Origin of the sequence: Actinomyces procaprae, from assembly GCF_004798665.1 — a bacterium.
In the GTDB taxonomy this organism is placed as follows: Bacteria; Actinomycetota; Actinomycetes; order Actinomycetales; family Actinomycetaceae; genus Actinomyces; species Actinomyces procaprae.
The window spans coordinates 30,910-52,784 of record NZ_CP039292.1 but is presented as its reverse complement, the minus strand read 5'-3'; the positions used below and the strand labels follow the sequence as shown (position 1 = coordinate 52,784).

15 protein-coding genes and 1 CRISPR repeat array are annotated in these 21,875 nt (G+C 67.2%); of the genes, 7 read left to right on the top strand and 8 right to left on the bottom strand.

The features are described 5' to 3' along the window. The first annotated feature begins 8 nt into the window (after window positions 1–8). Window positions 9–590, top strand: coding sequence for a class I SAM-dependent methyltransferase (locus E4J16_RS00210; protein WP_136192108.1), 582 nt, complete (start codon window positions 9–11; stop codon window positions 588–590). Between the two features lie 1,017 nt (window positions 591–1,607). Here the strand turns inward: E4J16_RS00210 and E4J16_RS00205 are convergent. From E4J16_RS00205 to E4J16_RS00185, 5 genes are all read right to left on the bottom strand, one after another. Continuing rightward, window positions 1,608–2,795: an AI-2E family transporter gene (locus E4J16_RS00205; RefSeq protein ID WP_136312905.1), complete on the bottom strand. Its 1,188-nt coding sequence runs from the start codon at window positions 2,793–2,795 to the stop codon at window positions 1,608–1,610. A 77-nt stretch (window positions 2,796–2,872) separates the two neighbouring features. Beyond that, window positions 2,873–3,343 (bottom strand): response regulator, encoded by a 471-nt coding sequence (locus tag E4J16_RS00200; RefSeq protein WP_136312904.1) that lies wholly within the window; start codon window positions 3,341–3,343, stop codon window positions 2,873–2,875. After that, window positions 3,340–5,547 carry an ATP-binding protein gene (locus E4J16_RS00195; protein ID WP_136312903.1) on the bottom strand — a complete coding sequence of 736 codons (2,208 nt, stop codon included), beginning with the start codon at window positions 5,545–5,547 and terminating at the stop codon, window positions 3,340–3,342. The genes E4J16_RS00200 and E4J16_RS00195 overlap by 4 nt, the downstream gene beginning before the upstream one ends. Then, window positions 5,544–6,983, bottom strand: a complete 1,440-nt coding sequence (locus E4J16_RS00190; protein ID WP_136312902.1) for an SLC13 family permease — start codon at window positions 6,981–6,983, stop codon at window positions 5,544–5,546. Before E4J16_RS00190 ends, E4J16_RS00195 begins: the two co-directional genes overlap by 4 nt. Before the next feature lie 197 nt (window positions 6,984–7,180). Next, window positions 7,181–8,083, bottom strand: a complete 903-nt coding sequence (locus tag E4J16_RS00185; protein ID WP_136312901.1) for an alpha/beta fold hydrolase — start codon at window positions 8,081–8,083, stop codon at window positions 7,181–7,183. Between the two features lie 38 nt (window positions 8,084–8,121). Between E4J16_RS00185 and E4J16_RS00180 the strand changes: the two genes are divergently transcribed. From E4J16_RS00180 to mtnN, 3 genes are all read left to right on the top strand, one after another. Continuing rightward, window positions 8,122–8,586 carry an S-ribosylhomocysteine lyase gene (locus E4J16_RS00180; protein WP_136192101.1) on the top strand — a complete coding sequence of 155 codons (465 nt, stop codon included), beginning with the start codon at window positions 8,122–8,124 and terminating at the stop codon, window positions 8,584–8,586. Window positions 8,587–10,274: 1,688 nt separating this feature from the next. Continuing rightward, a complete protein-coding gene (locus E4J16_RS15410; protein ID WP_338028883.1) occupies window positions 10,275–10,478 on the top strand; it encodes a DUF559 domain-containing protein in 204 nt (67 codons plus the stop codon). 27 nt (window positions 10,479–10,505) lie between these two features. Further along, window positions 10,506–11,309: a 5'-methylthioadenosine/S-adenosylhomocysteine nucleosidase gene (mtnN, locus tag E4J16_RS00170; protein WP_240038190.1), complete on the top strand. Its 804-nt coding sequence runs from the start codon at window positions 10,506–10,508 to the stop codon at window positions 11,307–11,309. On the opposite strand, the gene E4J16_RS00165 is transcribed toward mtnN, so the two are convergent. Beyond that, window positions 11,281–11,628, bottom strand: coding sequence for a winged helix-turn-helix transcriptional regulator (locus E4J16_RS00165; RefSeq protein WP_136192100.1), 348 nt, complete (start codon window positions 11,626–11,628; stop codon window positions 11,281–11,283). The two genes, mtnN and E4J16_RS00165, sit on opposite strands and share 29 nt — an antisense overlap. 64 nt (window positions 11,629–11,692) lie before the next feature. On the opposite strand from E4J16_RS00165, the gene E4J16_RS00160 reads away from it, so the two are divergent. Further along, complete coding sequence (locus E4J16_RS00160) at window positions 11,693–12,550, top strand: SDR family oxidoreductase (protein WP_136312900.1); 858 nt, start codon at window positions 11,693–11,695, stop codon at window positions 12,548–12,550. Window positions 12,551–12,592: 42 nt separating this feature from the next. Here E4J16_RS00160 and E4J16_RS00155 read toward each other — a convergent pair whose 3' ends face one another. Further along, window positions 12,593–14,179, bottom strand: a complete 1,587-nt coding sequence (locus tag E4J16_RS00155) for an aspartate:alanine exchanger family transporter (protein WP_136192098.1) — start codon at window positions 14,177–14,179, stop codon at window positions 12,593–12,595. Window positions 14,180–14,333: 154 nt separating this feature from the next. Between E4J16_RS00155 and E4J16_RS00150 the strand changes: the two genes are divergently transcribed. After that, the gene (locus E4J16_RS00150) at window positions 14,334–16,718 is read left to right on the top strand and encodes a carbon starvation CstA family protein (RefSeq protein ID WP_136312899.1); all 2,385 of its coding nucleotides are present in this window, start codon (window positions 14,334–14,336) and stop codon (window positions 16,716–16,718) included. Window position 16,719: 1 nt separating this feature from the next. Next, complete coding sequence (locus E4J16_RS00145; RefSeq protein WP_338028861.1) at window positions 16,720–16,995, top strand: CstA-like transporter-associated (seleno)protein; 276 nt, start codon at window positions 16,720–16,722, stop codon at window positions 16,993–16,995. Window positions 16,996–18,689: 1,694 nt separating this feature from the next. Beyond that, window positions 18,690–20,259: a CRISPR direct-repeat array (repeat unit 37 nt; unit sequence GTCAGGAAGCACCTCGCACCTCAAGGTGCATTGAGAC). Window positions 20,260–21,004: 745 nt separating this feature from the next. Here E4J16_RS00145 and E4J16_RS00140 read toward each other — a convergent pair. After that, window positions 21,005–21,874 (bottom strand): alpha/beta hydrolase, encoded by an 870-nt coding sequence (locus E4J16_RS00140; RefSeq protein WP_136312898.1) that lies wholly within the window; start codon window positions 21,872–21,874, stop codon window positions 21,005–21,007. Window position 21,875 lies beyond the last annotated feature (1 nt).

Genomic DNA, 21,875 nt, shown 5'->3' with positions numbered 1-21,875 from the left:
GTGGCGACATGAGCGTTGTGGGACCGTCATCGTCAGCTGTGCTCCGACGGGAGCAATGGCAGCGGCGAGTCCTGCCCGCTCTGAGCGGCACGATCCTCGACATGGGCGCGGGCAACGGAACGGCCGCATCAATGCTGCATCCCGCAGTCAACTGGCTGGCACTAGAACCCGCACCGGGACGTCGGTTGACAGCCGCAGTGAACTCCAGACCCCGCTCTCGGTTGCTGACGGCACCCGCAGAGCGGATACCCCTGGAGGACGCCAGCGTCGACGCGGTCATCTGTTCCACCGTTCTGTGCTCGGTGGCCGACCCGGAGCTCGCCCTGACCGAGACCGTCAGGGTGCTGCGCCCCGGGGGCGTGCTGGTGTTCTACGAGCACGTGGCCGCCGCGCCCGGGTCGACTGCTCGCCGTATCCAGAGGCTCGCAAGCCCGATCACCCGCCTGCTTGATCACGGATGCGACCCGTGCCGAGACACCGCCGACACAATCAACCGCGCGGGCTTCTCCCACGTGCACTTGGAGGCGCCGCACGTTGACGGGGTGCTCGGCCGACTCACGCCGTTCATTCACGGTCACGCCGAGCGGTGAGGCCCGATTCCCAGCGTTTCGTGTTTGAGGGTGTGGGCCGGTGGCGTGTTCTGGTCGGTCCGGCAGCAGCCTCTCGTGCTCTAGCGCTGCCTCCCGTGCCTGAGGATGGCTTCCGCATCGCGGTTCCGTGCAGCCGCATCCTCAAACGCTCAGCGGCGGTCAGTGCTGGTTTACGACCCCGGGGTGGTCGTGAATCGCACCCCAAGGTCGGAAATCGACACGACGATCATCTTGCGAAGCACAGCCGGCAGCGGGTCGGGGCTCCTCGTGTTTGAGGGTGTGGTGGTGTACAGGTGAGGGCCTGGTGGCGGTCGTTGTGGACGTCCCGGCGGGGCCGCTCTGGCAGGCACGGGTAGGGCGGGCGCGATTGATCGCCGCGAGCCTGGGCAGGTCACGGCAGATCCCGACGAATACGCCGATTCCCGCCGGATCCCTCCGGAATGCGGCGGTTCGGGTGGGAGGACTCGGATGCTCACCTGGCGGTTCGTACCTTCTGGTCAACGATTCGTACTTTCCTGCAACGGTACGTACCTCTGGGTGCCGAACCGTCGCAGAAAAGTACGAATCGTCGGCGCTATGTGCCGAACCGTCAACCAAAGGTACGAACCGTCAGGCCCCGCCCGGACGCCCGAGCACGACCACCTAGCCGGCCCGGTGCACGCCGAACAGCGCGCCTTAGCACGACCACCCGCCGGCCCGCACCACCCCACCCCCAAACACGAAGAGCCCGGTAAACCCGACAATCAGGATATGGCGAGGCCCTCGGGCCCGAGCTTCACGCTCGGCCCGAGGGCCTTCGTCAGTGAGGGGCTCCGCGCCCGGGTTCCCACATCCGGGGGAGCGCCCTCCTTCGCCAGAGCGCCCGACCCGGGCTCCCTAGTACCCGGGGCGACCTCGAACCGGACCGGTCATCGGGTTCCCCAACCCTCGCGGCCCGCCTCGTCCGGCGGCGAGACCTATATAACCCGCCCCGTCTGAAAAGCCGCTCCGGCGAAGCTGTGAAAACCATGGGAACCGCTATTCGGTTGATTCCGCCGCGGCTACCGCCTCACTCCCGGTACTGTCCCCCGGCCCCCGACCCTCGCTGCCAGAATCCGGGCGACCGGCGTCGTCCCGGAGACCACGGGGCGCCGCGCCGTCCCCATCATCCACATCAGTATCCCCAGCCGACAGGAAGATGCTCACCCACCGCGAGCGCGGATCGGAGTCGACCAGCAGCGCCTTGACGAACAGTGTCAGCGGCACCGCCAGAATCGTGCCGAGCGCGCCGATGATCTGGCTCCAGAACAGCAGGGACAGGAAAGTCGTCGTCGTGTTCAGGCCGACCGCGTCACCGGTGAACTTGGGCTGGATGAGCGACTGGATGACGAAGTTCAGCACGCTGTACGCAACCACCACCCACAGCGCCGTCCAGGGCCCGGAGTCAACCAGGCCGATCAGCGCCGGCGGAATCACCCCCAGAAGGAACCCGATATTGGGAATGTAGTTGGTGATGAAGGAGACCACGCCCCAGGTGACTGCCATGGGCACGTCCAGGAACCACAGCGCGATCACATCCAGCACTGCAACTATCAGGCCGAAGATCGTTGACACCAGCCAGTAGGAGCGCACCGACGAGGCGAATCCGTTCAGGGCCTCCGCGATACCCGGCCGCAAACGGCTCAACGCCCTGAAGCGCGTCTCAATGCGGACGGTGTCAAACATGAGGAAGACCACCGTCAAGCCCAGCACGCTGAGCACCGACCCCAGGTTGGTCACCTGCCCTAGCAGGCTCTGCGCCACCGACACAATCCGACTGGGATCCACGGCCTGCGACACCTGGTCGATCAGAGTGGACTCGTCCACACCCAAACGCTCCAGCAGTGACCGCATGCTGTCCCAGATGGAGGAGAACTGCGCGGAGTAGTTGGGCAACGTGTCAATCAGCTGCAGGACCGCGACGGCCAGAGCCGCGAACAGACCGACCACGAACGCGAAGATGATGAGGATCGCGATCACGGCGGACAGTACCCGCGGTACGTGATGCTTGGTCGCCCAGCCGATCAGCGGCCGCACCGTGATCACTAGGGTCAGTGCGAAGAACGCCGGGCCGAACAGGGACCCGATGTAGTACAGGCCGGCGCAGCCGACAACGAGCACTGCAATGATAAAGGCGATGGACTCTCCCTGAGAACGGCCGGTCGCCGCCTGACGTGCGTCACTCATAAGCACATCCTCACATGGCGTGCGCGTTGACGCGCCCCGACGCGGCGGCCCGCCGGATCACAGCGTCGCCTCCCCGCTCAGCGCAACGCCTCCATGGCCCGAACACGATCCAGAGCGCGCATATGCGGAAGCGGGTCGATCCCAGTATCCAGCACGAAGCCGGTGAGCTGGTCACGCACCACCTGCTGAAGCACGGCCGGTTCCCACGGCTTGGCTACGTAGTGGTCCAAACCCGCATCGTTAACCGCACGGATCGTATCGGCCTGGTCCGCCTGCCCGGTGACCAGCACCTTCCGGGCGGCGGCGGTGCGCCCGTCGCCATCCATCTCCACCAGCATGTCGACGCCGCTGCGCCCAGGCATGCGATGGTCGGCGAGGACCAGGGCCAGCAGGTCGCCGTCGGCATCGATGTCCTCAACCGCCTCCCAGGCGTCCACAACATCCTCAGCCGGCTCGATGCGCACAGTTGCGGCGAAGGGGGCCAAGTCCCCGACGACGGCGTCGCGCACCTCCGGCTCATCCTCAACCACCAGGATGACTAACTTCATGGCTTCTCCTTGCGTGTCCGTGACCGTTCATGAGAATGCTTTCGGGACTTCTTCCGACTCGAACGCCCAGCGGCCTTCCTCTTCACCTCCGGGGCCACCGGCCCAGACGCGTCCTGCTCGGCCACCGCAACATGCGCGGGCAGAACCACCGTCACACGGGTGCGGCCGGGCCTGGAATCCACCGCGATGGAGCCGCGGTGCGCGTCCACCACGCTCTTCGCCAGGCCCATACCCAAACCCAGCCCAAACCGCACTTGACCGTGCTTAGTGGTGAACCGCGGCTCGAATATGCGCGGAAGAATATCCGGGTCAATACCCGGCCCATTGTCCTGCACCTGCACGCGGACGCCGCCGGCCACCTGAGCGATCCGCACCGTCACCCGACCCGGGCGCGGCGTCTGGCCGGCCTCCGCAGCCTCCTTCTCCTGAGCGGCCAGGGCATCGGCGGAATTGGCGAGAATATTGGTCCAAACCTGCACCAGCTCACCCGCGTGACCGGGCACCGGCGGAAGCGCCCCCGGGTCGGCCGGGTAGTCCCGCTCCACCTCAACCCCCTCCAGGCGATGCGCGGTAAGCCGCAGCGCATCCTCAAGCACCTCGCGCAGGTCCACATCGACCATGTCCTCGCCGTCGGGACGCACGTAAGTAGACAGGCTGGCCACCAGGCCACTGATGCGATTAGTTGCCAGACGCATATTCCGTTCGGCGCGTCCAATGGTGGCCGCCGCCTCGGCGGTGGCCAGACGCCCCGGGTCCGCCGCTAGCGCACGGACGGTACCCGGATCGGCGTCCCCGTCCAATCCGGCCGCGACCAGTCGACGGGCCAGCTCCCGGTCCCCGACCGTCCGCTCAAGCTGCTTCCGGGCCGACCGCTCGGCACGCGTAGAGGCAGCGGGCCGGGTGCGGGCCGCCTCGGCAACCCGACGTATCACCTCGCCGTCGGGATGGGTACCCAGCACGGCCGTCAACCCGCCACTCATATGATCGGCAGCGCGCTGGAGCGCCGCCACCGGATTATTCAGCTCGTGGGCGATACCGGCGGCCAGCTCCCCCAGGGTGGCGAAACGCTCCTGAGCCAACAGCTCCAGGCGGGCCTGCTCCAGGGCGTTGAGCGCCTCCTGCACCTGCAAGCGCTCGGCGTCCAACGCAGCCGCCAGCTCGATCTTCTCCACCTGCAGGATCTCTGAACGCGCCAACCGCTTGGTCAGGGAGCGAATGATCAGGGCCGCTAGCACCTGCTCAGTCACTTCATTCTCACGCAGCGCCCGATCCAGCTGCTCAACCGACAGCAGGATCAGCTCCACGTCCGTGGTGGTAGTGGCGGTGACGAAGGCACGGCCGTGGCTGGCCAGTGACACCAGGCCGATGATCCGGCCGGTGGTGGCATGGTGCAGGGTGACCTCGCCGACCCGAGTGTGGCGGGTCAGCGCGACCGAGCCGTTCACCACCACGTAGACGCCGTCGACGATCTGCCCCTGGTGAGTCAGGCGCACCCCGGCGGGCAGCCGCAGCCGCGGGCGCGGCCCGAGGACCGCCTCGCAGGCGGCAATCAACTGAGCCGTCAGCTCATCTGAATGATTGGTGAGCGCCTCCAGCAGCGGCGAGTGCCCCAGGCCATTCCCGTCGCGCAGGCGGCGGGGATCGTCGTCGGGAAGGTGGTCGCGCATCCAACGGCGAATCTGTGCCCGGGCGCGCTCCCCGATCGCCCCGGGGGTCCAGGGCACGGCGATCACCTCCCGCACCAAGTCCTCATCGATCGCCCGACCCAGGTCGCGCAGCTCGGCACGCTCAGTCAGCAGGACCAGCCGCGCCGACGCCAGGGCGGGATAGTGGGCCACGGCCGCGGCGACGTCGTCGAGGCTGCCGACCTCGTCGGTGGCGACGATCAGGGCAACGGTTCCCAGCAGGTCGCCCCTGGACTCGGACGCGACCGAGTCGGGGGACACGCCCCCATCGCCCGCCGCGAGCGGTACATCCCCGCCGCCGGGATCGCCGGCACTCGCCCAGCGGAACAGCTCCGCCAGACTGCGCACGCGCACGACGTCGGCCAGCGCCCGCACCGCCGGGGTGACCTCATGGGCGGCCTGGGTTCCCAGCGAAGTCGGGGAGACGACCGCTACCACCAGTCGGCCGAGGACGTCACCGGCTCCGTCGGCACTCGCTTCCGCGGGCGATGGACCGCCCGCACCTGGCACGGCACTCACAGCATCCCCATCGCCGACCACAGCAGCGGCATGAGCAGCACCAGGACGGCGGTGCCCGCAACACCGATGATGAGACCGACCCGAGCCATGTCTGCGGTGGCGATCTCCCCGGTGGCGTAGGCGATGGCGTTGGGTGGAGTTGAGATCGGCAGGCTCATCCCCAGCGAGCAGGCCAGCGCCAGCACCACCGCGATCGTCACCGGCTCCAGGCCGTCCACGCCCGTGGCCAGGCCCATCGCCAGCGGCACCAGCAGGTTGCAAGCGGCGGAATTGGAGATCACATTCGACAGGGCCAGACCGAGCGCCCCCATCAGCACCACCACCGCCAACGCCGGCATGGCAGTCCAGTTGAACAGGTTCAGAATCCACTCATCCAGGCCGGTGGCACCCACGCCGTCACCCAGGGCGATACCGCCGGCAACCAGCCACAACACATCCCAAGACAACCCGGCCAGATCCTTACCGGTCATCACCCGCGTCACCAGCATCGCCACAATCGCCATGAAGCCGACGACGTTAGCGCTCAGACCGTGCAGGGACTCCGTCATCCAAGCCAGGATCGTCACGCCGGCGATCACGTAGAACATGACGGCACGGCGGTCCGTGAACCACTCGGCCCGCATGTCCAGCTCAATGGTCAGGCCGCCCGGCAGGAACACGGCGCAGATCAGCAGCCAGGCCCCTAGCAGAATCACCAGCATCAGCGGAATCGACATCAGCATCCAGTCCAGGAAGCTGACCGGGTGACCCGCCTCCACCAAGGCGCTCAGGGCGATCGCGTTGGGGGGCGTGCCCACGGGGGTGCCCATGCCGCCCACATTCGCCGCCACCGGGATGGACAGGGCCAGACCGGTGCGAGGCCGACCCTCCGGCAGGGCGCCGAGCACCGGGATGACGACGGCGAACATGGTGGCGGTGGTGGCCGTGTTGGACATGAACATGCTCAGCACTGCGGTGATGACCATGAGGCCGAGCACGGTGCGGCGAGCCGAGCCGGTGAACGGCTTGATCAGGACGGCGGCAAGGTTCTTGTCCAGGTGGAACTTCTCGGCGCCGTCGGCAATGAGGAAGCCGCCCAGGAACAGGACGATGACGGGGTTGGCCAGGGCTGCGAAGAAGGACGAGTAGGCGGTTGCGTCCTCCGGGACAGGCAGGACCGCCTGGTCGGAGATCAGCAGCACCTCCAAGCCGATTACCAGGACGGCGGTGGCCACCAAGGGGATCGCCTCAGTGACCCACAGCACAATCGCCAGCAGGAAGATGGACAGCATGCGCTCACCCAGCGGTTCCAGGCCGGGGACGTCAATGAGCAGCGGCGCCACGAAGACGGCAATCGCTGCCAGAAGGCCGATGATCTGCTTACGGGTGAGCGGCTCAAGACGATCAGGGACGCGTGGGCGCGGTCGGTTGGCGGCGGGACGCGTGCGCGCGGGCATGGATCCTCCTAGTGGCACCCGGTGTCCGGGGTGTCGCCGACATCTTTGCCGGGTAAGGAAGATCCTAGGTGATGTGAGGCGCAAATGCCGCCAGGGCTCGGGACGGTCACCGTTGTGTTGGCTCTGCCGGACCTGAACGGCGACCCGACTCTCACGCCCTTGTCTCCTGTTTCCGCGCCCGGTGACCGGGGCCGCACTCAGCGCAGGTGGCGTTCCAGCCAGGGGTCCACGGCCGCCCAGAACCCCGCGGGGCGGGTGCGCCGCACGTCATGGCCCGCCCCCGCGACGAGCGCGGTCTCTACGTGCGGGTTGCCGATGCGGGCGAGTATGTCCAGACCCGCCGGCCCCACACGCGCCGATCCGGGACGGTCGCCGGTAACCAGGAGCGTGGGCACCGTCAACTCCGCCATGGCCTGTTCCCACCGCACCGGCGGCGCAACCACGCCGGTGTCCAACAGGGCCGGATCGACTCGCTGGCCGGCCCATACGCCGACGATCGCCTCCGTGTCGGGGACTTCCGGGTCGGCCAGGGAGCGCGCCACGGCGCCGGGCAGGTCGGCCAGCTCGGCCGCACGGGCGCGCTTACGGGCGGCGCCGCGGTCGCGCAGCTCCTGCTGCGTGCGAGTGCCATAGCGGGCCGGATCCAGCAGGACGACCCCTCCGACCAGCTCCGGGCGGCGCACGGCCGCGACCATGGCGGTGGCGGCACCCATGGAGTGGCCGATGACGACTGGGCGGCGCCCGCTGCCCTCGCCGCCCGGGGTGGCCTGGTTACCGGCGAACGCAGCGGACTCCGCCCCGGCAGTGGCAGGGCGGTTCAATCCCGGGCCGGAACTGAATGACGCGGCGGATCGGAGTTCCTCAAGTAGGCCGATCACGTCGTCTACCAGGACCTCTCCCGCCCGGTTCAGCTCGGTCTGCGTCCAGCGCGGGGAGAGGCCGTGGCCGCGGGCATCGGCGGCGATGACGCGGTAGCCGCGTTCGACCCAGTGATCGATGGCATCCGCCTGCGACACTGCGGAGCCGGTGATGCCGTGGAGGAGGACGAGGGTCGGGGCGTCGGCAGGACCGGCGACGATGCGGGCCAGAGGTGTGCTCATACCGCCATTCTCGCGCCGAACGCGGTTAGGGTGAAGGCATGGACAAGCACCGTATGAACGTGGAGTCCTTCAACCTCGACCACACCAAGGTGGCGGCGCCCTTCGTGCGCATAGCGGACCGCAAGCGGCTACCGGGCGGCGACGAGCTGATCAAGTACGACGTGCGCTTGCGCCAGCCCAACCGGGAGCACTTGGAGATGCCGGCGGTGCACTCGATTGAGCATCTGACCGCCGAGCTCATGCGCAACCACACCGACAGGCTGATCGACTGGAGCCCCATGGGCTGCCAGACCGGCTTCTACGCGCTCACTCTCGGCCTGGAGCCGGAGGAGTTCCTGCCGCTGCTGGAGGCGACCTTCCGAGACATCCTCGAGGCCGCCGAGGTTCCGGCAGCCAACGAGGTGCAGTGCGGTTGGGGCGCCAACCACTCCTTGGAGGCGGCCCAGGAGGCGGTGCGGGGCTTCCTGGCCCAGCGCGACCAGTGGGCGAACGTGTTCGCCTGAGTGCTCCTGAACTCGCCTGCGTGCTCCTGCACTGCTGCCTCCCGCCCAGGCCCACACCCGGGCGCTCCAGCGGCAAATGGTGTCCATCCATAGCGACTTTGAGCTACTCCCCGTCTCTCAGCCGCCCGCTTCTCATGCATTTGCGCAGGTCAGAGCCAGTTTCTGGATGAAACTGGAACCGGGTTCTCAGTCAAAGCCGCGACGGATGGACACTTTTCTGGCGCTTCGCGTTTGTGGGTGTGGTGGTTGGGGTCGGGGCTGCGGTGCGGGTGGTCGTTGCCGGGTTCGCGAGGCCGTTGTCGGTGGGCGGTGCTGGCTTGCGCTGAGTCGTCGAGGCCGCTGGGATCATCTGGGCGCTGGACTGGGACTGCCGCCATTGACGACGCACGGCGGCGGTCTTGGTGCCCTACTCGACGGGCCCCGGGCGCAGGCGTGAGCGCTCGGGGTGCGGGCCTGGCGTGTTCGCCCGCGCGCCCCGGATGACGGTTCGGCACTTCGCCTGACGGTTCGGCACTTTGCACCAACGATTCGGCACTTCCGGCGACGCTACGTACCCCTACCGTACGAACCGTCGCAAGACGGTACGAATCGCCGACCAGAACATACGAACCCTCACGCGAAGGTACGAACCGCCGCGTCAACACACAAGCCCCCAGCCCCACACACCCTCAAACCGGAAGAGCCGTCAAACTGGCTCAGCAGAGGCCGAAGGAGCGAAGTAGACGCCGAAGGGGCGTACCCAACGATCTGCCCCGGCCTTGATCCCGCTCGCTCTACACCCGCGGCACCGCCCCGAGCACAAACACCCGAGGGCCCGCACCACCACACCCTCAGACACGAAGAGCCACTATTTCTTCTCGGCTGGCGCGACCGAGCCCCGGGCAAACGCTCAGCAGGCGTCTTCCGCCACGGAGGCGACGTATCTACCGAGTCAACACCGCTGCCCGACCCACCCTGTCCTGCGGATAACCCATTCTCCATCGGTGGCTATCCACAGGGTGCCGGATTGGCGTTGCCGACGATGACGGACCGACCGATGCTCTTGCCGTGAGGTATGCGGACAGGCGGGACACGGTCCTACGAAGACTGACGGGAGCACATGGTGCCGCCAGGGCGCGCTACCTCGCCGCCGATCGTTCCGACCGCAGGACTATCGCCCGCATGGTGCAGGAGGGCGTGGTCAAGGAGTACCCGGGCCGGGTGATTGCGCTGCCCGGAACGAAGCGGGAGGTCATTGTCGCGCGGCAGGTGGGCGGGGTCATCGGCTGCGCCCATGCCGTGGTTGCCTGCGGGCTCCCCGTTCAGGACGAGCCCGGTCCCCACGTGCATGTGCTGGTTCCCAGGACACCAAGAACGGCACCGCTGCGCACCGTCTGCCACTGGGTGGCAGATCTGCATGTGGACCCGCTCGGCTCGCCCTACGCCAATACGGAGACCATGCTGATCGCCTTCATGCGGTGCGCGGAGCCGTTGGACGTACTCATCGCCCTGGATGCGGCGCTGCGCGGCGGGCTCCTCACCAAGGAGCAGCTTCGTGCCAGGTTGCGGGGCAACCGCAATGGCGCGTTGCGCAAGCTGCTGGACCGGGCCAACCCCAAGGCGCGATCGCTGCTGGAGACCATCGCACGCTATGAGCTTGAGGAGGCGGGCGCGACCCCCGAAGTGGGCGTAGAGGTGTCAATCGGGGAATTGGACCTGCTGCTGGGCGGCTGGACATTGAGACCGATGGGCACGAGTTCCACAGCCGGCGGGCCGACTGGGAGCACGACCGCCATCGCGACCAATGGCTCATCGCGCACGGCTACACGCCGCTACGGCTGACCTCGCGCCAGGTGCTCACGCATCAGACCGTCGAGTTGGTTCGCCCCATGGCGCAGCGCCTGGGTTACTGACCCGATCTGGAGGCCTAAGCTCGGAGTATGAGCGTGATTCCGAGTCATGTGCCGCAGTCGAACCGCCGCCGAGTGGCCGCCGTGGTCGTGGTTGCAATGCCGGAGGAGGCCCAGCCCTTCCTGGATCGCCTGCCGCGGTGCGAGGGCGTGCTCTCCCCGGAACTGCCCGGTGGCGGCGAGGCCTGGGCGCTTGACCTGGGCGGGGGCCGTGAGCTGCTGCTGGTGCGCTCGGGCATCGGGCTGGTGGCCTCCGCGAGCGCACTCACGACGGCGCTCACGCAGGTGACCCCGGAGGTCATTGTCTCCGCGGGCACCACCGGGGGCCTGGGCCGGGACGTCGAGGTAGGGGACGTCTGCGTGTCCACCGACCTGGCCTACACGGATGTGGACGCCACCGCCTTCGGCTACGCCCCGGGCCAGACCCCGGGGCAGCCCGCCACCTTCACCGCCGACCCCGACCTGGTCTCCCGCGCCGGCGCCGCGCACGGCGCCCTTCATGCCGCTACACCCAGTGCGGGTGCGGCCCGCATCCACGTAGGCCAGATGCTGGCCGGCGGCTCCTTCGTCACCGCCGCGAATGTGGGCGACGCCCGCGACCGCTTCCCACGGGCGGTGAGCACGGACATGGAGTCGACCGCCCTGGCGCAGGTCGCCCACGCCACCGCCCTCCCCTTCGCCTCCGTCCGCGGCGTATCCGACCTGTGCGGCCCGGAGGCGGGTCAGGACTTCCACATCGGTGCCGACGAGGCCGCGGCCCGCTCCGCAGCGGTGGTGCTCGCGGCGCTCGCGGATGGTCAAGCCGTCACTGCATGGAGTCGTGCCGCGAGGTGAAGGCCGATGCCGGGCAGTCGAGACCCCACTGGTTCATCGCGTCGAGTACCGGCCGCACGCTCTTGCCCAAGTCTGTGAGCTCGTATACCACGCGAGGTGGAACCTCGGGATAAACGTTGCGGGTCACGATCCCACGGGACTCGAACATGCGCAGTCGACTGGTCAGGGTGTGCGCGCTGATCCCCGGCAACCCCGCACGCAATTCTCCGAAACGGTGCGGCCCGTGCATTAGCTCACGCACAATCAGCGTCGCCCACGGTCCGTCGAACAGGAGTAGGAACCTCTCCACCCCGCACTCGGGAACCTTGACTTCACTCACGTCCTCCACCTCTCGCCAATAGTGCAATTGACGTAACTAGTGCATCGAATGCCCTAATGGGGTCATGGCTTACATCATTCACGGCGCCACTGGCGCCCAAGGCGCCCCGGTCCTGTCTGCCCTCGCCGCCTCCGGACACGCCCCCGTGGCCGCGGTCCGCCACACGGCGGCAGTGCCCGCGGGCGCCGCCTCCAAAGAAGTCGACCTGCTCTCAGCCGACTCCCTCGCAGCCGCTTATGACGGCGCCGAAGGGGTCTTCGTCCATCTTCCCATGGGGGCAACTGATGGGGCCGCCCAGGCCCGGGCCGTTGTTGACGCAGTGAACCGAGCCCGCCCCGACCGTGTCGTGATTTCCACCAGCGGCCAGATCGTCGACCAGCCGGGATCACCTCTGCAGGCGGCCCCCGACAGCCCCATCATGAAGCTCATCAACGGAGACATCGACTCCGGGGTCTCGGTGGCTGTCGTCGCCCCCCGCCTCTATCTTGAGAACCTACTCCTGCCGGTTGTACTGGGCCCCGTTAGTCAGGAGGGTGTCCTGCGCTACCCGCTTCCCGCCTCATACCCGGTCGCTTGGAGCTCCCACCTGGACGTGGCGGATGCCGTCACCCGCCTGCTGCTGGATACCTCAGTCACCGGCACGGTCGCCGTTGGTCACAGGCCCGGTCTTACGGGAACGGATCTGGCCGCAGCCTTCAGCTCTCACCTGGATCGCGATGTGCGCTTCGAAGCCATCACGCCCGAGGCCTTCGGCGATCTCATCACACCGTTGTTCGGACCGGCGGCGGCACCGGTAGTCGACCTTTACCGGGCTCTCAACGCGCAGGATGGCAACACCATCTCCGAAGGCAATAGTGCTCAGGCGCTCCTGGGGCTCCAGCCGCGCTCGGTCGAAGAATGGTTGAAGGATCTGGCGGTATGAGACCCGCAGAGTGTTGAAGTCGGTGGGCCACGAACTCCCGACTCAAATAGCCACCAGCACCTGCACCATGACGATCTTGACCACGATCGCCAGGGCGAACAGCGTGGCGTAGCCGGCCTCCACCCGCTCGTCGTCGCGCTTGGACAGGGCGAAGGCGAGGATGGCGGGCTGGCCCACCAGCCCCGCCAGGGCCCCGGCGGCGCGCGGCGCGCTCAGCCCCACCCTCCGGGCGCCCGCCAGCAGCACCACTGCACTCACCACCACGATGAGCGCGGCCAGTCCACCCACCGCCAGGCCCGTCATGGAGAAGGCGGAGGCGGCGAAGTCCTGGCCGGAGGCCAGCCCGATGGCGGCCAGGAAGAACAGCAGCCCCAGCTGCCGGATGGTGGCGTTCGCGGCGTGCGGCAGCTGCCAGATGAAGGGGCCGGTGCGCCCCAGGCGGCCCAGCACCATGCCGACCACGAGCGGCCCCGCGGCCACACCCAGCCGCAGGGTGATGCCACCGGGCAGTGGGATGGCGGCCAGCCCAGCGAGTACTCCCAGCGCCATACCGACCCCAACGGAGAAGGCGTCGATCTGCGCGATGGACTTCTCCGAGTCACCGAAGTAGTCGGCGGCCCGCTCCAGGTCACCGGAGGGGACCACGGCCAGCACCCGGTCGCCCAGTTCAAGCACCAGGTCGTCGTTGGCGAGCAGGTCGAGGTCGCCGCGCCGCACCCGGGTGATCACGCCCTGGAAGCGGCCGTGCATGTCGAGCTCTCCGATGGTGTGCCCGGCAACGCGGGTGGAGGAGACGGTCAGCCGCCGGTAGTCGACGACGGTGCGGTCCTTTGCCAGGCAGCGGTCGTAGCCGGTGCCGAGCTCGTGGATGGCGTCCTCCAGGGCGGCCGGTGCACCCACGATGACGACCTTGTCCCCCGGCAGCAGCTCCTCGTCGGGGGAGACGACGCGGGTGGCGCCGTCGCGCTCCAGGTAGGAGACGCGGATGCGGTTGCGCTGGAAGGCCTCCAGCTCGCTCAGGGCGACGCGGCGCAGCAGGTACACGCTGGTGGCGCTCAACCCGTCGGCCGAGGCCGGGCGGGGATCGCGCCGCCCCGGCCAGTCGCGTCCAATAATCAGGGCGACGATGAGGATGGCGACGGCGACGCCGACCGGGTAGGCCAGCGCGTAGCCGACGGCGGGCTCCTGGGTGCCGGCCGCCTCGATCGCGGAGTCCAGGACGGGGCTGGTCAGGGCGCCCGCGTAGGCGCCGGAGTCCATGGCCGGGCTGATGCCGGTCAGGTGGGCATACACCGCCCCGGCGCCGCCGGCGAGCACGAGCGCCACTACGCACAGGGCCATGAGCGGCAGCTGGCGGCGCAGGTTGCGGAAGAAGGTACTGCCGGCCCCGATGCCGACGGTGTAGCAGAACAGGCCCAGCCCCAGGCTGCGCAGCAGGGTGAGGTTCTCCCCCAGGCGCCCGTCCAGCGCCCCGACGGCGAGGCCGACGAACAGTGCCCCGGCCGCCCCGAAGCGGATCGGCCCGAAGGGGATCTGCCCGACGGCGGTGCCCACCCCGATCACCAGGAAGACGGTCAGGATCGGTGCGGAGGCGAGCACGTCGACGACGGAGGCGAATAGTTCTGGCACACCTCCAGGCTAGCGGGAGAGGGCCCGGGTAGTCCCGTCGAGCCGATGGTGGCTGCGGTATTGTCCGCGAACCCGTGCGGGAACTAGGCTGCCCGGGTACGGGCCCTCCCTGGTCCGCCTTGCACCCGTCCCTGCTCAACGATGAGAAAACCGCATGGATACCACCACTGCCTCTGCCGCACCCGAATACACCCCCGAGGAAGAGCGCCTGATCATCCGCAACCGTCAGGGCGTGCCCGTAGGCATAAAGCCGCATACCAAGTGGACCCCGGGGAAGATCGCCCTGTGGGTCGCCATCACGGCCCTGGGCGTGCTGGGCTGGTGGATGCTCGCCGTCGCGCGCGGCGAGAGCGTCAACACCATCTGGTTCGTGGTCACCGCGGTCTGTACCTACGCCATCGGCTACCGCTTCTACGCCCTGTACATCCAGCGCACCATCATGCGGCCCGACGACACCAACGCCACCCCGGCTGAGCGCATCAACAACGGCCGAGACTTCGACCCGACCCACCGGGTGGTCCTCTACGGCCACCACTTCGCGGCGATCGCCGGCGCGGGCCCGCTGGTGGGCCCGGTCCTGGCCGCCCAGATGGGCTACCTGCCGGGCACGCTGTGGATCATCCTCGGCGTCGTCGTCGCCGGGGCGGTTCAGGACATGCTGGTGCTGTTCTTCTCCATGCGCCGCGGCGGCCGCTCCCTGGGGCAGATGGCGACCGACGAGATCGGTCGGGTCGGCGGCACCGTGGCCACCGTCGTCGTCCTGGTCATGCTGATGATCGTGCTGGCGGTGCTGGCCATGGTGTGCGTCAACGCGCTCGCCGAGTCCCCCTGGGGCGTGTTCTCCGTCGGCTGCACCATCCCGATCGCCATCTGCATGGGGCTGTGGCTGCGCTTCGTCCAGCCCGGCCGCATCACCCAGGTCTCGCTCGTCGGCTTCGCCATCCTCATCGCCGTCATCATCTCCGGGCGCTGGGTGGCGGAGTCCTCCTTCGGCCAGTACCTGCACCTGTCGCCCACCACCCTGGTGTGGTGCATGATCGTCTACGGATTCCTCGCCGCGGTACTGCCCGTGTGGGTGCTGCTCACCCCCCGCGACTACCTGTCCACCTTCATGAAGGTAGGCACCATCGTGGTGCTGGCCGCCGGCATCATCATCGTGCGGCCCGTGGTGGAGATGGCCGCCGTCTCCGAGTTCGCCCTGAACACCGACGGACCCGTGTTCGCCGGGCAGCTCTTCCCCTTCCTGTTCATCACCATCGCCTGCGGCGCCCTGTCCGGCATGCACGCCACCGTGTCCTCCGGCACCAGCCCGAAGATGATTCAGAAGGAGAGCCAGGTCCGCATGATCGGCTACGCGGGCATGCTCATGGAGTCCTTCGTGGCGATCATGGCCCTGGCGGCCGCGGTCTCGCTGAGCCCGGGCATCTACTTCTCCATGAACACCTCCGCCGCCACCATGAACGCACTCGCCGGCGACGACGTCGTCGCCACCGCCTCCAACCGCGAAGAGGTGGCGGCGGCGGCCGTCGCCAACCTCGACGTCACCGACGCCCACGGGGAGTCCCTGACACCGGTGTGGGACTCCTGGGACGAGGACGGAAATCCGAAGACGTACACGGGGGCCGAGGCGCTGGAGCAGGTGGCCTCCGACGTCGGCGAGCCGAGCATCATCTCCCGCACCGGCGGCGCCCCCACGCTGAGCGTGGGCATGTCGCACATCCTCCACCAGATCGGCGGCGGCCGGACGATGATGGGCTTCTGGTACCACTTCGCCATCATGTTCGAGGCACTGTTCATCCTCTCCGCCGTCGACGCCGTCACGCGCGTGGCGCGCTTCCAGCTGGGTGACGCCCTGGGCAACATCTGGCCGAAGTTCCGCGACCCGTCCTGGCATGTGGGGGCGTGGGCGACCACCGGCGTCGTCGTGGCGGCCTGGGGTTCGCTGCTGCTAATGGGCGTGACCGACCCGCGCGGCGGCATTCAGACGCTTTACCCGCTGTTCGGCATCGCCAATCAGCTCATCGCGGCCATCGCCCTGCTGCTGTGTCTGGTGATGACGGTGCGCAAAGGGCGGCTGAAGTACGCGTGGATACCTGCGATCCCGCTGGTCTTCGATACGGCGGTGACTTTCACGGCGTCGTGGCAGAAGATCTTCTCCACCGACTCGCGGGTGGGCTACTTCCAGCAGTGGCGGGACGCCCGCGCACTGCTGCCGACGCTCACCGACGCGGAGGCGATCGGCGTCCAGAGGGCCATCGTCCGCAACACCATGATCCAGGGGACGCTGTCAGTGGTGTTCCTTGTGCTCGTCGCCTTCGTCATGCTGTGCGCGGTCATCACCATGGTGCGGGCAGTGCGCGCCGGGGACACGACGACGTCCGAGGACCCGTATCAGGAGTCGAACTTCTACGCCCCCGAGCACCTGTTTGCCAGTCCGCTGGAGAAGAAGCTCGTCAAGGAATATGCGCTCGTGGGTGATCCGGCACTGATTCCGGGCCGCTCCGCCAAGGCGGACGACGCGGACGCCCAGGACCGCTGAGATGGCCGAAGTGACCGCCGAGGCGGCCGAGGCCGTCGGCACGACGGCGTCCGCCGCGCCGCGGATGCGTTCCGCGGCGCGGCGGGCGCGTCGGATTTGCGCGGGCCTGGCCCGGGCGCGCGGGTTGTGGCGCGACTTCACGGGCGAGTCGGCTTACGAACGCTATGTCGAAAGGCATCGGCGCGAGCACCCCGACCACGCACCGATGAGTGCGCGCCAGTGGTGGCGGGCCCGGGCCGACTTCGAAGGCCGCAACGTCTCCGCCGGCTGCTGCTGACCTGCCGGTGACCGTGCGGTTGTACATCTTCCAGTGCCGGATCATGGACACGACCCCGTACGGGGCCAAGGAATGAATTATCGGGGCCGGTGAGCGCCTTACGGGGTTCGGGTGCATTCAGTTGCGCCGGTTTGCGGGCTCGTCGTGCTTGTGGATGTGGCGGCCGGCGTGTCTCCGGGTGAGGAAACCGGTAGGCCTGCCGGTTCACCACGGCGACCGCCGCCCAGCTGTCACTGATTGCACCACTTTACCCGCCCGGACACGAGCCACCTTGCGCACATCGTTGAAATCATGCGGTTCTGCCGGCCAGGTCCCCGGCACGTCCCAGCAAAGTGGTGCAATCTGTGACAGCTGGGAGCACCATCGGATGTTCACGGGCGCTGCGTGTTTGAGGGTGTGGTGGTTCGTGGCGGCGGGGACGTCCCCGGGCCAGTGTCGCGGGCGTAGAGCGAGTGGGTGAAGGCCAGGGCGCGGTCGTTGGGTAGGCCCCTTCATCCTCTACTACGCCTGTTAAACCTTCGCTGAAGGGCCCAGAACCCTTCAGCAAACACCTAACCGGCGTAGTGAAGCGGTTCTTCCGGTTTGTGGGTGTGGTGGTTGGGGTCGGGGCTGCGGTGCGGGTGGTAGTTGGCGGGTTGGCGAGGCCGTTGTCGGTGGGTGGTGCTGGCTTGCGCTGATTCGTCGAGGCCGTTGGGGTCATCTGGGTGCTGGACCGGGACTGCCGCCATTGACGACGCACGGCGGCGGTCTTGGTGCCCTACTCGACGGGCACCCGGGCGCAGGCGTGAGCGCTCGGGGTGCGGGCCTGGCGCGTCTGCCCGTGCGCACCGGATGACGGTTCGGCACTTCGCCTGACGATTCGGCACTTCGCCTGACGGTTCGGCACTTGGCACCAACGATTCGGCACTTCGCCTGACGGTTCGGCACTTGGCACCAACGCTTCGGCACTTCCGGCGACGCTACGTACCCCTACCGTACGAACCGTCGCAAGAAAGTACGAATCGCCGACCAGAACATACGAACCCTCACGCGAAAGTACGAACCGTCGCGTCAACACACAAACCCCCAGCCCCACACACCCACAAACCGGAAGAGCCAGTAAAGCCCGAACCGGAGTAGTAAGCGCCGAACCTGCGTAGTAGACGACGTCAGCGCAAAGCACGGCGGCGAGCAGGCTGCCGCCTCCACCCACACCCCCAAACACGAAGCGCCGGTTTGCGGTCTGCTGCGCCGCTTAGTCGTCTGCTGTGTGCATCCGAGTTGTTCAACAGAGCGTTGACTGACGTTGTTGACGGTGAAGTGGCATGGTAATTGCCCGGCTGGGCGGTGGTGGTTGTGGTCTCTGCCGGGGGTGCCTGTGGTCGGCTGTGGGTGTCCGGAGGTGCGGAGAGCTGCGGTTGCGGGTGTGGCGTGTGGTGTTGTTGGGGCGTGTGTGACTGGTGCGATGCGCGCCCGATGGTCACGATTCGGTCTACGGTACAAAGATTGGTGCGTTTTGACCCCGACTTTTCCGCATGACTTCGTTGAAAGTTGGTGGCTGGAGGGGGTCTGAGGGGTGTCGGTGGCGCTTGGCGTGCTTTCAACGAAAAGTGGTACTTTTGGGGTGGTGCTAGCCGGTCCCGTGGGGTGCTTGCGGGGCCGGTGGCGATCTCGCCTCTGGAAGTGGCGGAACGACGCGGTTTCCAGGGGCAGGGGTCAGGAAGCACCTCGCACCTCAAGGTGCATTGAGACGCTCGGCGTCGGCTCGGGGCTCGGCGTCGGCTCGGGGTCAGGAAGCACCTCGCACCTCAAGGTGCATTGAGACTGGCCCGGCAGTGCCAGTGCCATGGCGGCCGTGTCAAGGTCAGGAAGCACCTCGCACCTCAAGGTGCATTGAGACGGAGTCGGACTCATCTACGGCAGCCAGGACGTCCGTCGGGAAGCACCTCGCACCTCAAGGTGCATTGAGACTCGACGCCCTTCCTGTCGGTGGCGGCCGAAATTTCGGTCAGGAAGCACCTCGCACCTCAAGGTGCATTGAGACCGCCGAGATCTTGGCCGACACCTCCTCTATTAGCGTGTCAGGAAGCACCTCGCACCTCAAGGTGCATTGAGACAGGAGGGTGGTGCCGGCTTGGGCCCTCTTTTTGGTGTCAGGAAGCACCTCGCACCTCAAGGTGCATTGAGACACCCGCGCAACGGCGACAATGTCGTCGGCGTCGTCGTCAGGAAGCACCTCGCACCTCAAGGTGCATTGAGACTCAAGGGCGGCCTCGTAGTCCCGGCCGTTCACCTGTCAGGAAGCACCTCGCACCTCAAGGTGCATTGAGACCTCTCGGCAACCTCGTTGAGCCAGCAGATGAGAGTCAGGAAGCACCTCGCACCTCAAGGTGCATTGAGACGGTCATGCTTACTCCTCGGCTTCGAATGAATTCGTCTGTCAGGAAGCACCTCGCACCTCAAGGTGCATTGAGACCTGCGGGTCGTCCCTGGTGTAGTACACGTTCAAGTCAGGAAGCACCTCGCACCTCAAGGTGCATTGAGACGCGTCGGCATCATCGCTAGAAGAGATTGAAGGTGAGGGTCAGGAAGCACCTCGCACCTCAAGGTGCATTGAGACTCGGCGGAGGACCAGATGAGTCGGTTCAGGCCCGGCACGTCAGGAAGCACCTCGCACCTCAAGGTGCATTGAGACTCGCCAAGCGCTCCTCTTCGCTCAAGGCCTTGTGTCCGTCAGGAAGCACCTCGCACCTCAAGGTGCATTGAGACTCATGTCGCACTTGATGCAGGTGGGCGGGCCGTAGACCGTCAGGAAGCACCTCGCACCTCAAGGTGCATTGAGACTCGTGTTTGATTAGGGTTGCGCAAACAATCTGCAAGTCAGGAAGCACCTCGCACCTCAAGGTGCATTGAGACTCGTGTTTGATTAGGGTTGCGCAAACAATCTGCAAGTCAGGAAGCACCTCGCACCTCAAGGTGCATTGAGACTGCACTCGGAGAGGCTGCGGGAGCGGCGACATTCTGAGATCAGGAAGCACCTCGCACCTCAAGGTGCATTGAGACGCCTCGATCTCCTCGACCACCGTGTTCACGTTGGTGAAGGTCAGGAAGCACCTCGCACCTCAAGGTGCATTGAGACAGTACGCTTCGTACCAGTTGTTGCACCCTGCTATCCGTCAGGAAGCACCTCGCACCTCAAGGTGCATTGAGACGTCATGCGGGCGTAGGCCTGGGCGAGGTAGTCGCGCGTCAGGAAGCACCCCGCACCTTAAGGTGCATTAAGGCTTTGTCAGGCATGGTCTCGGCGTCGAGGTTGTAGGGTGCTTCGCGTTTGAGGGCGTGGATGAAGCCGGGAGTCGGCTCGCCCGCGTGATTAGCGCTGACGTCGTCTACTACGCCGGTTAGGTGTTTGCTGAAGGGTTCTGGGCTCTTGAGCGGAGGTCTAACTGGCGTAGTAGAGGCCTAAGGGGCGTACCCAATGATCGGGCTGCGGCCTCAGTTCCAGTCGCTCCACGTCCGCGACGCCGCCCCACCTCAGATGCTCGCACCGCCAACCTCCATGCCCCCTGCGAAGAAGCGGTTCATCGTCGGGCATACAGGCTCTTCGTGTTCGGGGGCGTGGTGGGCTGGGTGTGGTGGTTCGCCGGGTGGTGGTAGGCACGCGTAGCCCGGCGGCGCGGTACGCGGTGCGATGGACGGGTGTTGGGCTGGGTGTCCGCTGAACCACGGCGGGCCAGGCACGATAGCTCCTGCGTTCGGGTCGATGAGGACGTCGTCCTCCTGCACCCAAACACGAACACCACACCGCGACCGCCAGCCCGAACCACCACACCCACAAACGGCGAGAGCCTGGAATGTCCGGATTCGGGACAAACGCACCGGCAGCTGCCATGACGGCGTTAAAGATCGTTGAAATCATGCGGACTCTCAAGCGGACCACGTCGCTCCGAACGCCGTTTGTCCCGAATCCGGACACTTCAGCCGACTTCAGTGCGAAGCACCCGTACCTCTACGCACCGGGTCGCACCGCTCAGGCCCAAGCACGCACCAGGCGCACGATGGCGTCCGCGACCTCCTGGTCCTTGCCCTGGTAGGTGTGGCCGGTGCCCTGGATCAACACCAGTTCGTTCGCCTCCGGGTCGGCGGTGTGATCGTTGATCGTCGCCAGGAACCCCGCCGGGTCGCCATAGGTGAACCGGTCATAGGTGCCGATGAGCATGGTGCCGGTGTGCCGCATGGCGGCCACCTGACTGAAGTCGGCGTCGGCCTCCACGTGCACGTTGTCCAGGATGTTGTCGCACAGCCACTGGCGGGCGGTCTCCGCGCGGCAGGGCACCCAGCCCATCAAGGGGAACGGCAGCCGTTGCTCCCCCAGGCCGCGGTCGACGTAGTCGCGCACCACGGCCCGCTCCTGCGCCGTGACCTGATTGGTCAGGTGGCGCAGGTTCGCGGGGCTGAGCAGGAGGAAGTGCTCCACCCGCTCGTCGTGGTGCCGCGCCAGGTAGTAGATGACCTTGTTGGCGCCAAGGGAGTGCCCGGCCAGGATGATCCGCCGATAGCCGGCGGCCTCCGCGTAGTCCAGCCAGGCCCCCAGATCCTCGTCGGTGAAGGCGAAGTCCTCGTTCCACGAGCCGATGACCTCCTCCTGCCCCGTCACCGCGTTGGTGCCGGGGATCTCGTTGAAGGCGTCATTCGTCTGCGCGTACACAAAGTCAATGCCGGCCCGGTTGAGCGTCCGCCCGAAGGTGACGTAGAAGGGATTGGAGTAGAAGTTCCCGTGGATCCCGGTAATGGCGATCACCACCGTGTCCGCGGCGTCGGCCGGGAACAGGGCCCCGTCCAGCACGCTGCCCCGCCGGGTGGTCACCGCCAGGGCGCGCGGGCGGCGCAGCCCCGGCATC

Coding starts and splice junctions, on each gene's coding strand:
- E4J16_RS00205 (WP_136312905.1), bottom strand. CDS start 2,795: ATGAGTGACGCACGTCAGGCGGCGACCGGCCGTTCTCAGGGAGAGTCC.
- E4J16_RS00145 (WP_338028861.1), top strand. CDS start 16,720: ATGGCCGAAGTGACCGCCGAGGCGGCCGAGGCCGTCGGCACGACGGCG.
- E4J16_RS00150 (WP_136312899.1), top strand. CDS start 14,334: ATGGATACCACCACTGCCTCTGCCGCACCCGAATACACCCCCGAGGAA.
- E4J16_RS00140 (WP_136312898.1), bottom strand. CDS start 21,874: ATGCCGGGGCTGCGCCGCCCGCGCGCCCTGGCGGTGACCACCCGGCGG.
- mtnN (WP_240038190.1), top strand. CDS start 10,506: ATGAGCGTGATTCCGAGTCATGTGCCGCAGTCGAACCGCCGCCGAGTG.
- E4J16_RS00200 (WP_136312904.1), bottom strand. CDS start 3,343: ATGAAGTTAGTCATCCTGGTGGTTGAGGATGAGCCGGAGGTGCGCGAC.
- E4J16_RS00210 (WP_136192108.1), top strand. CDS start 9: ATGAGCGTTGTGGGACCGTCATCGTCAGCTGTGCTCCGACGGGAGCAA.
- E4J16_RS00190 (WP_136312902.1), bottom strand. CDS start 6,983: ATGCCCGCGCGCACGCGTCCCGCCGCCAACCGACCGCGCCCACGCGTC.
- E4J16_RS00180 (WP_136192101.1), top strand. CDS start 8,122: ATGGACAAGCACCGTATGAACGTGGAGTCCTTCAACCTCGACCACACC.
- E4J16_RS00160 (WP_136312900.1), top strand. CDS start 11,693: ATGGCTTACATCATTCACGGCGCCACTGGCGCCCAAGGCGCCCCGGTC.
- E4J16_RS00185 (WP_136312901.1), bottom strand. CDS start 8,083: ATGAGCACACCTCTGGCCCGCATCGTCGCCGGTCCTGCCGACGCCCCG.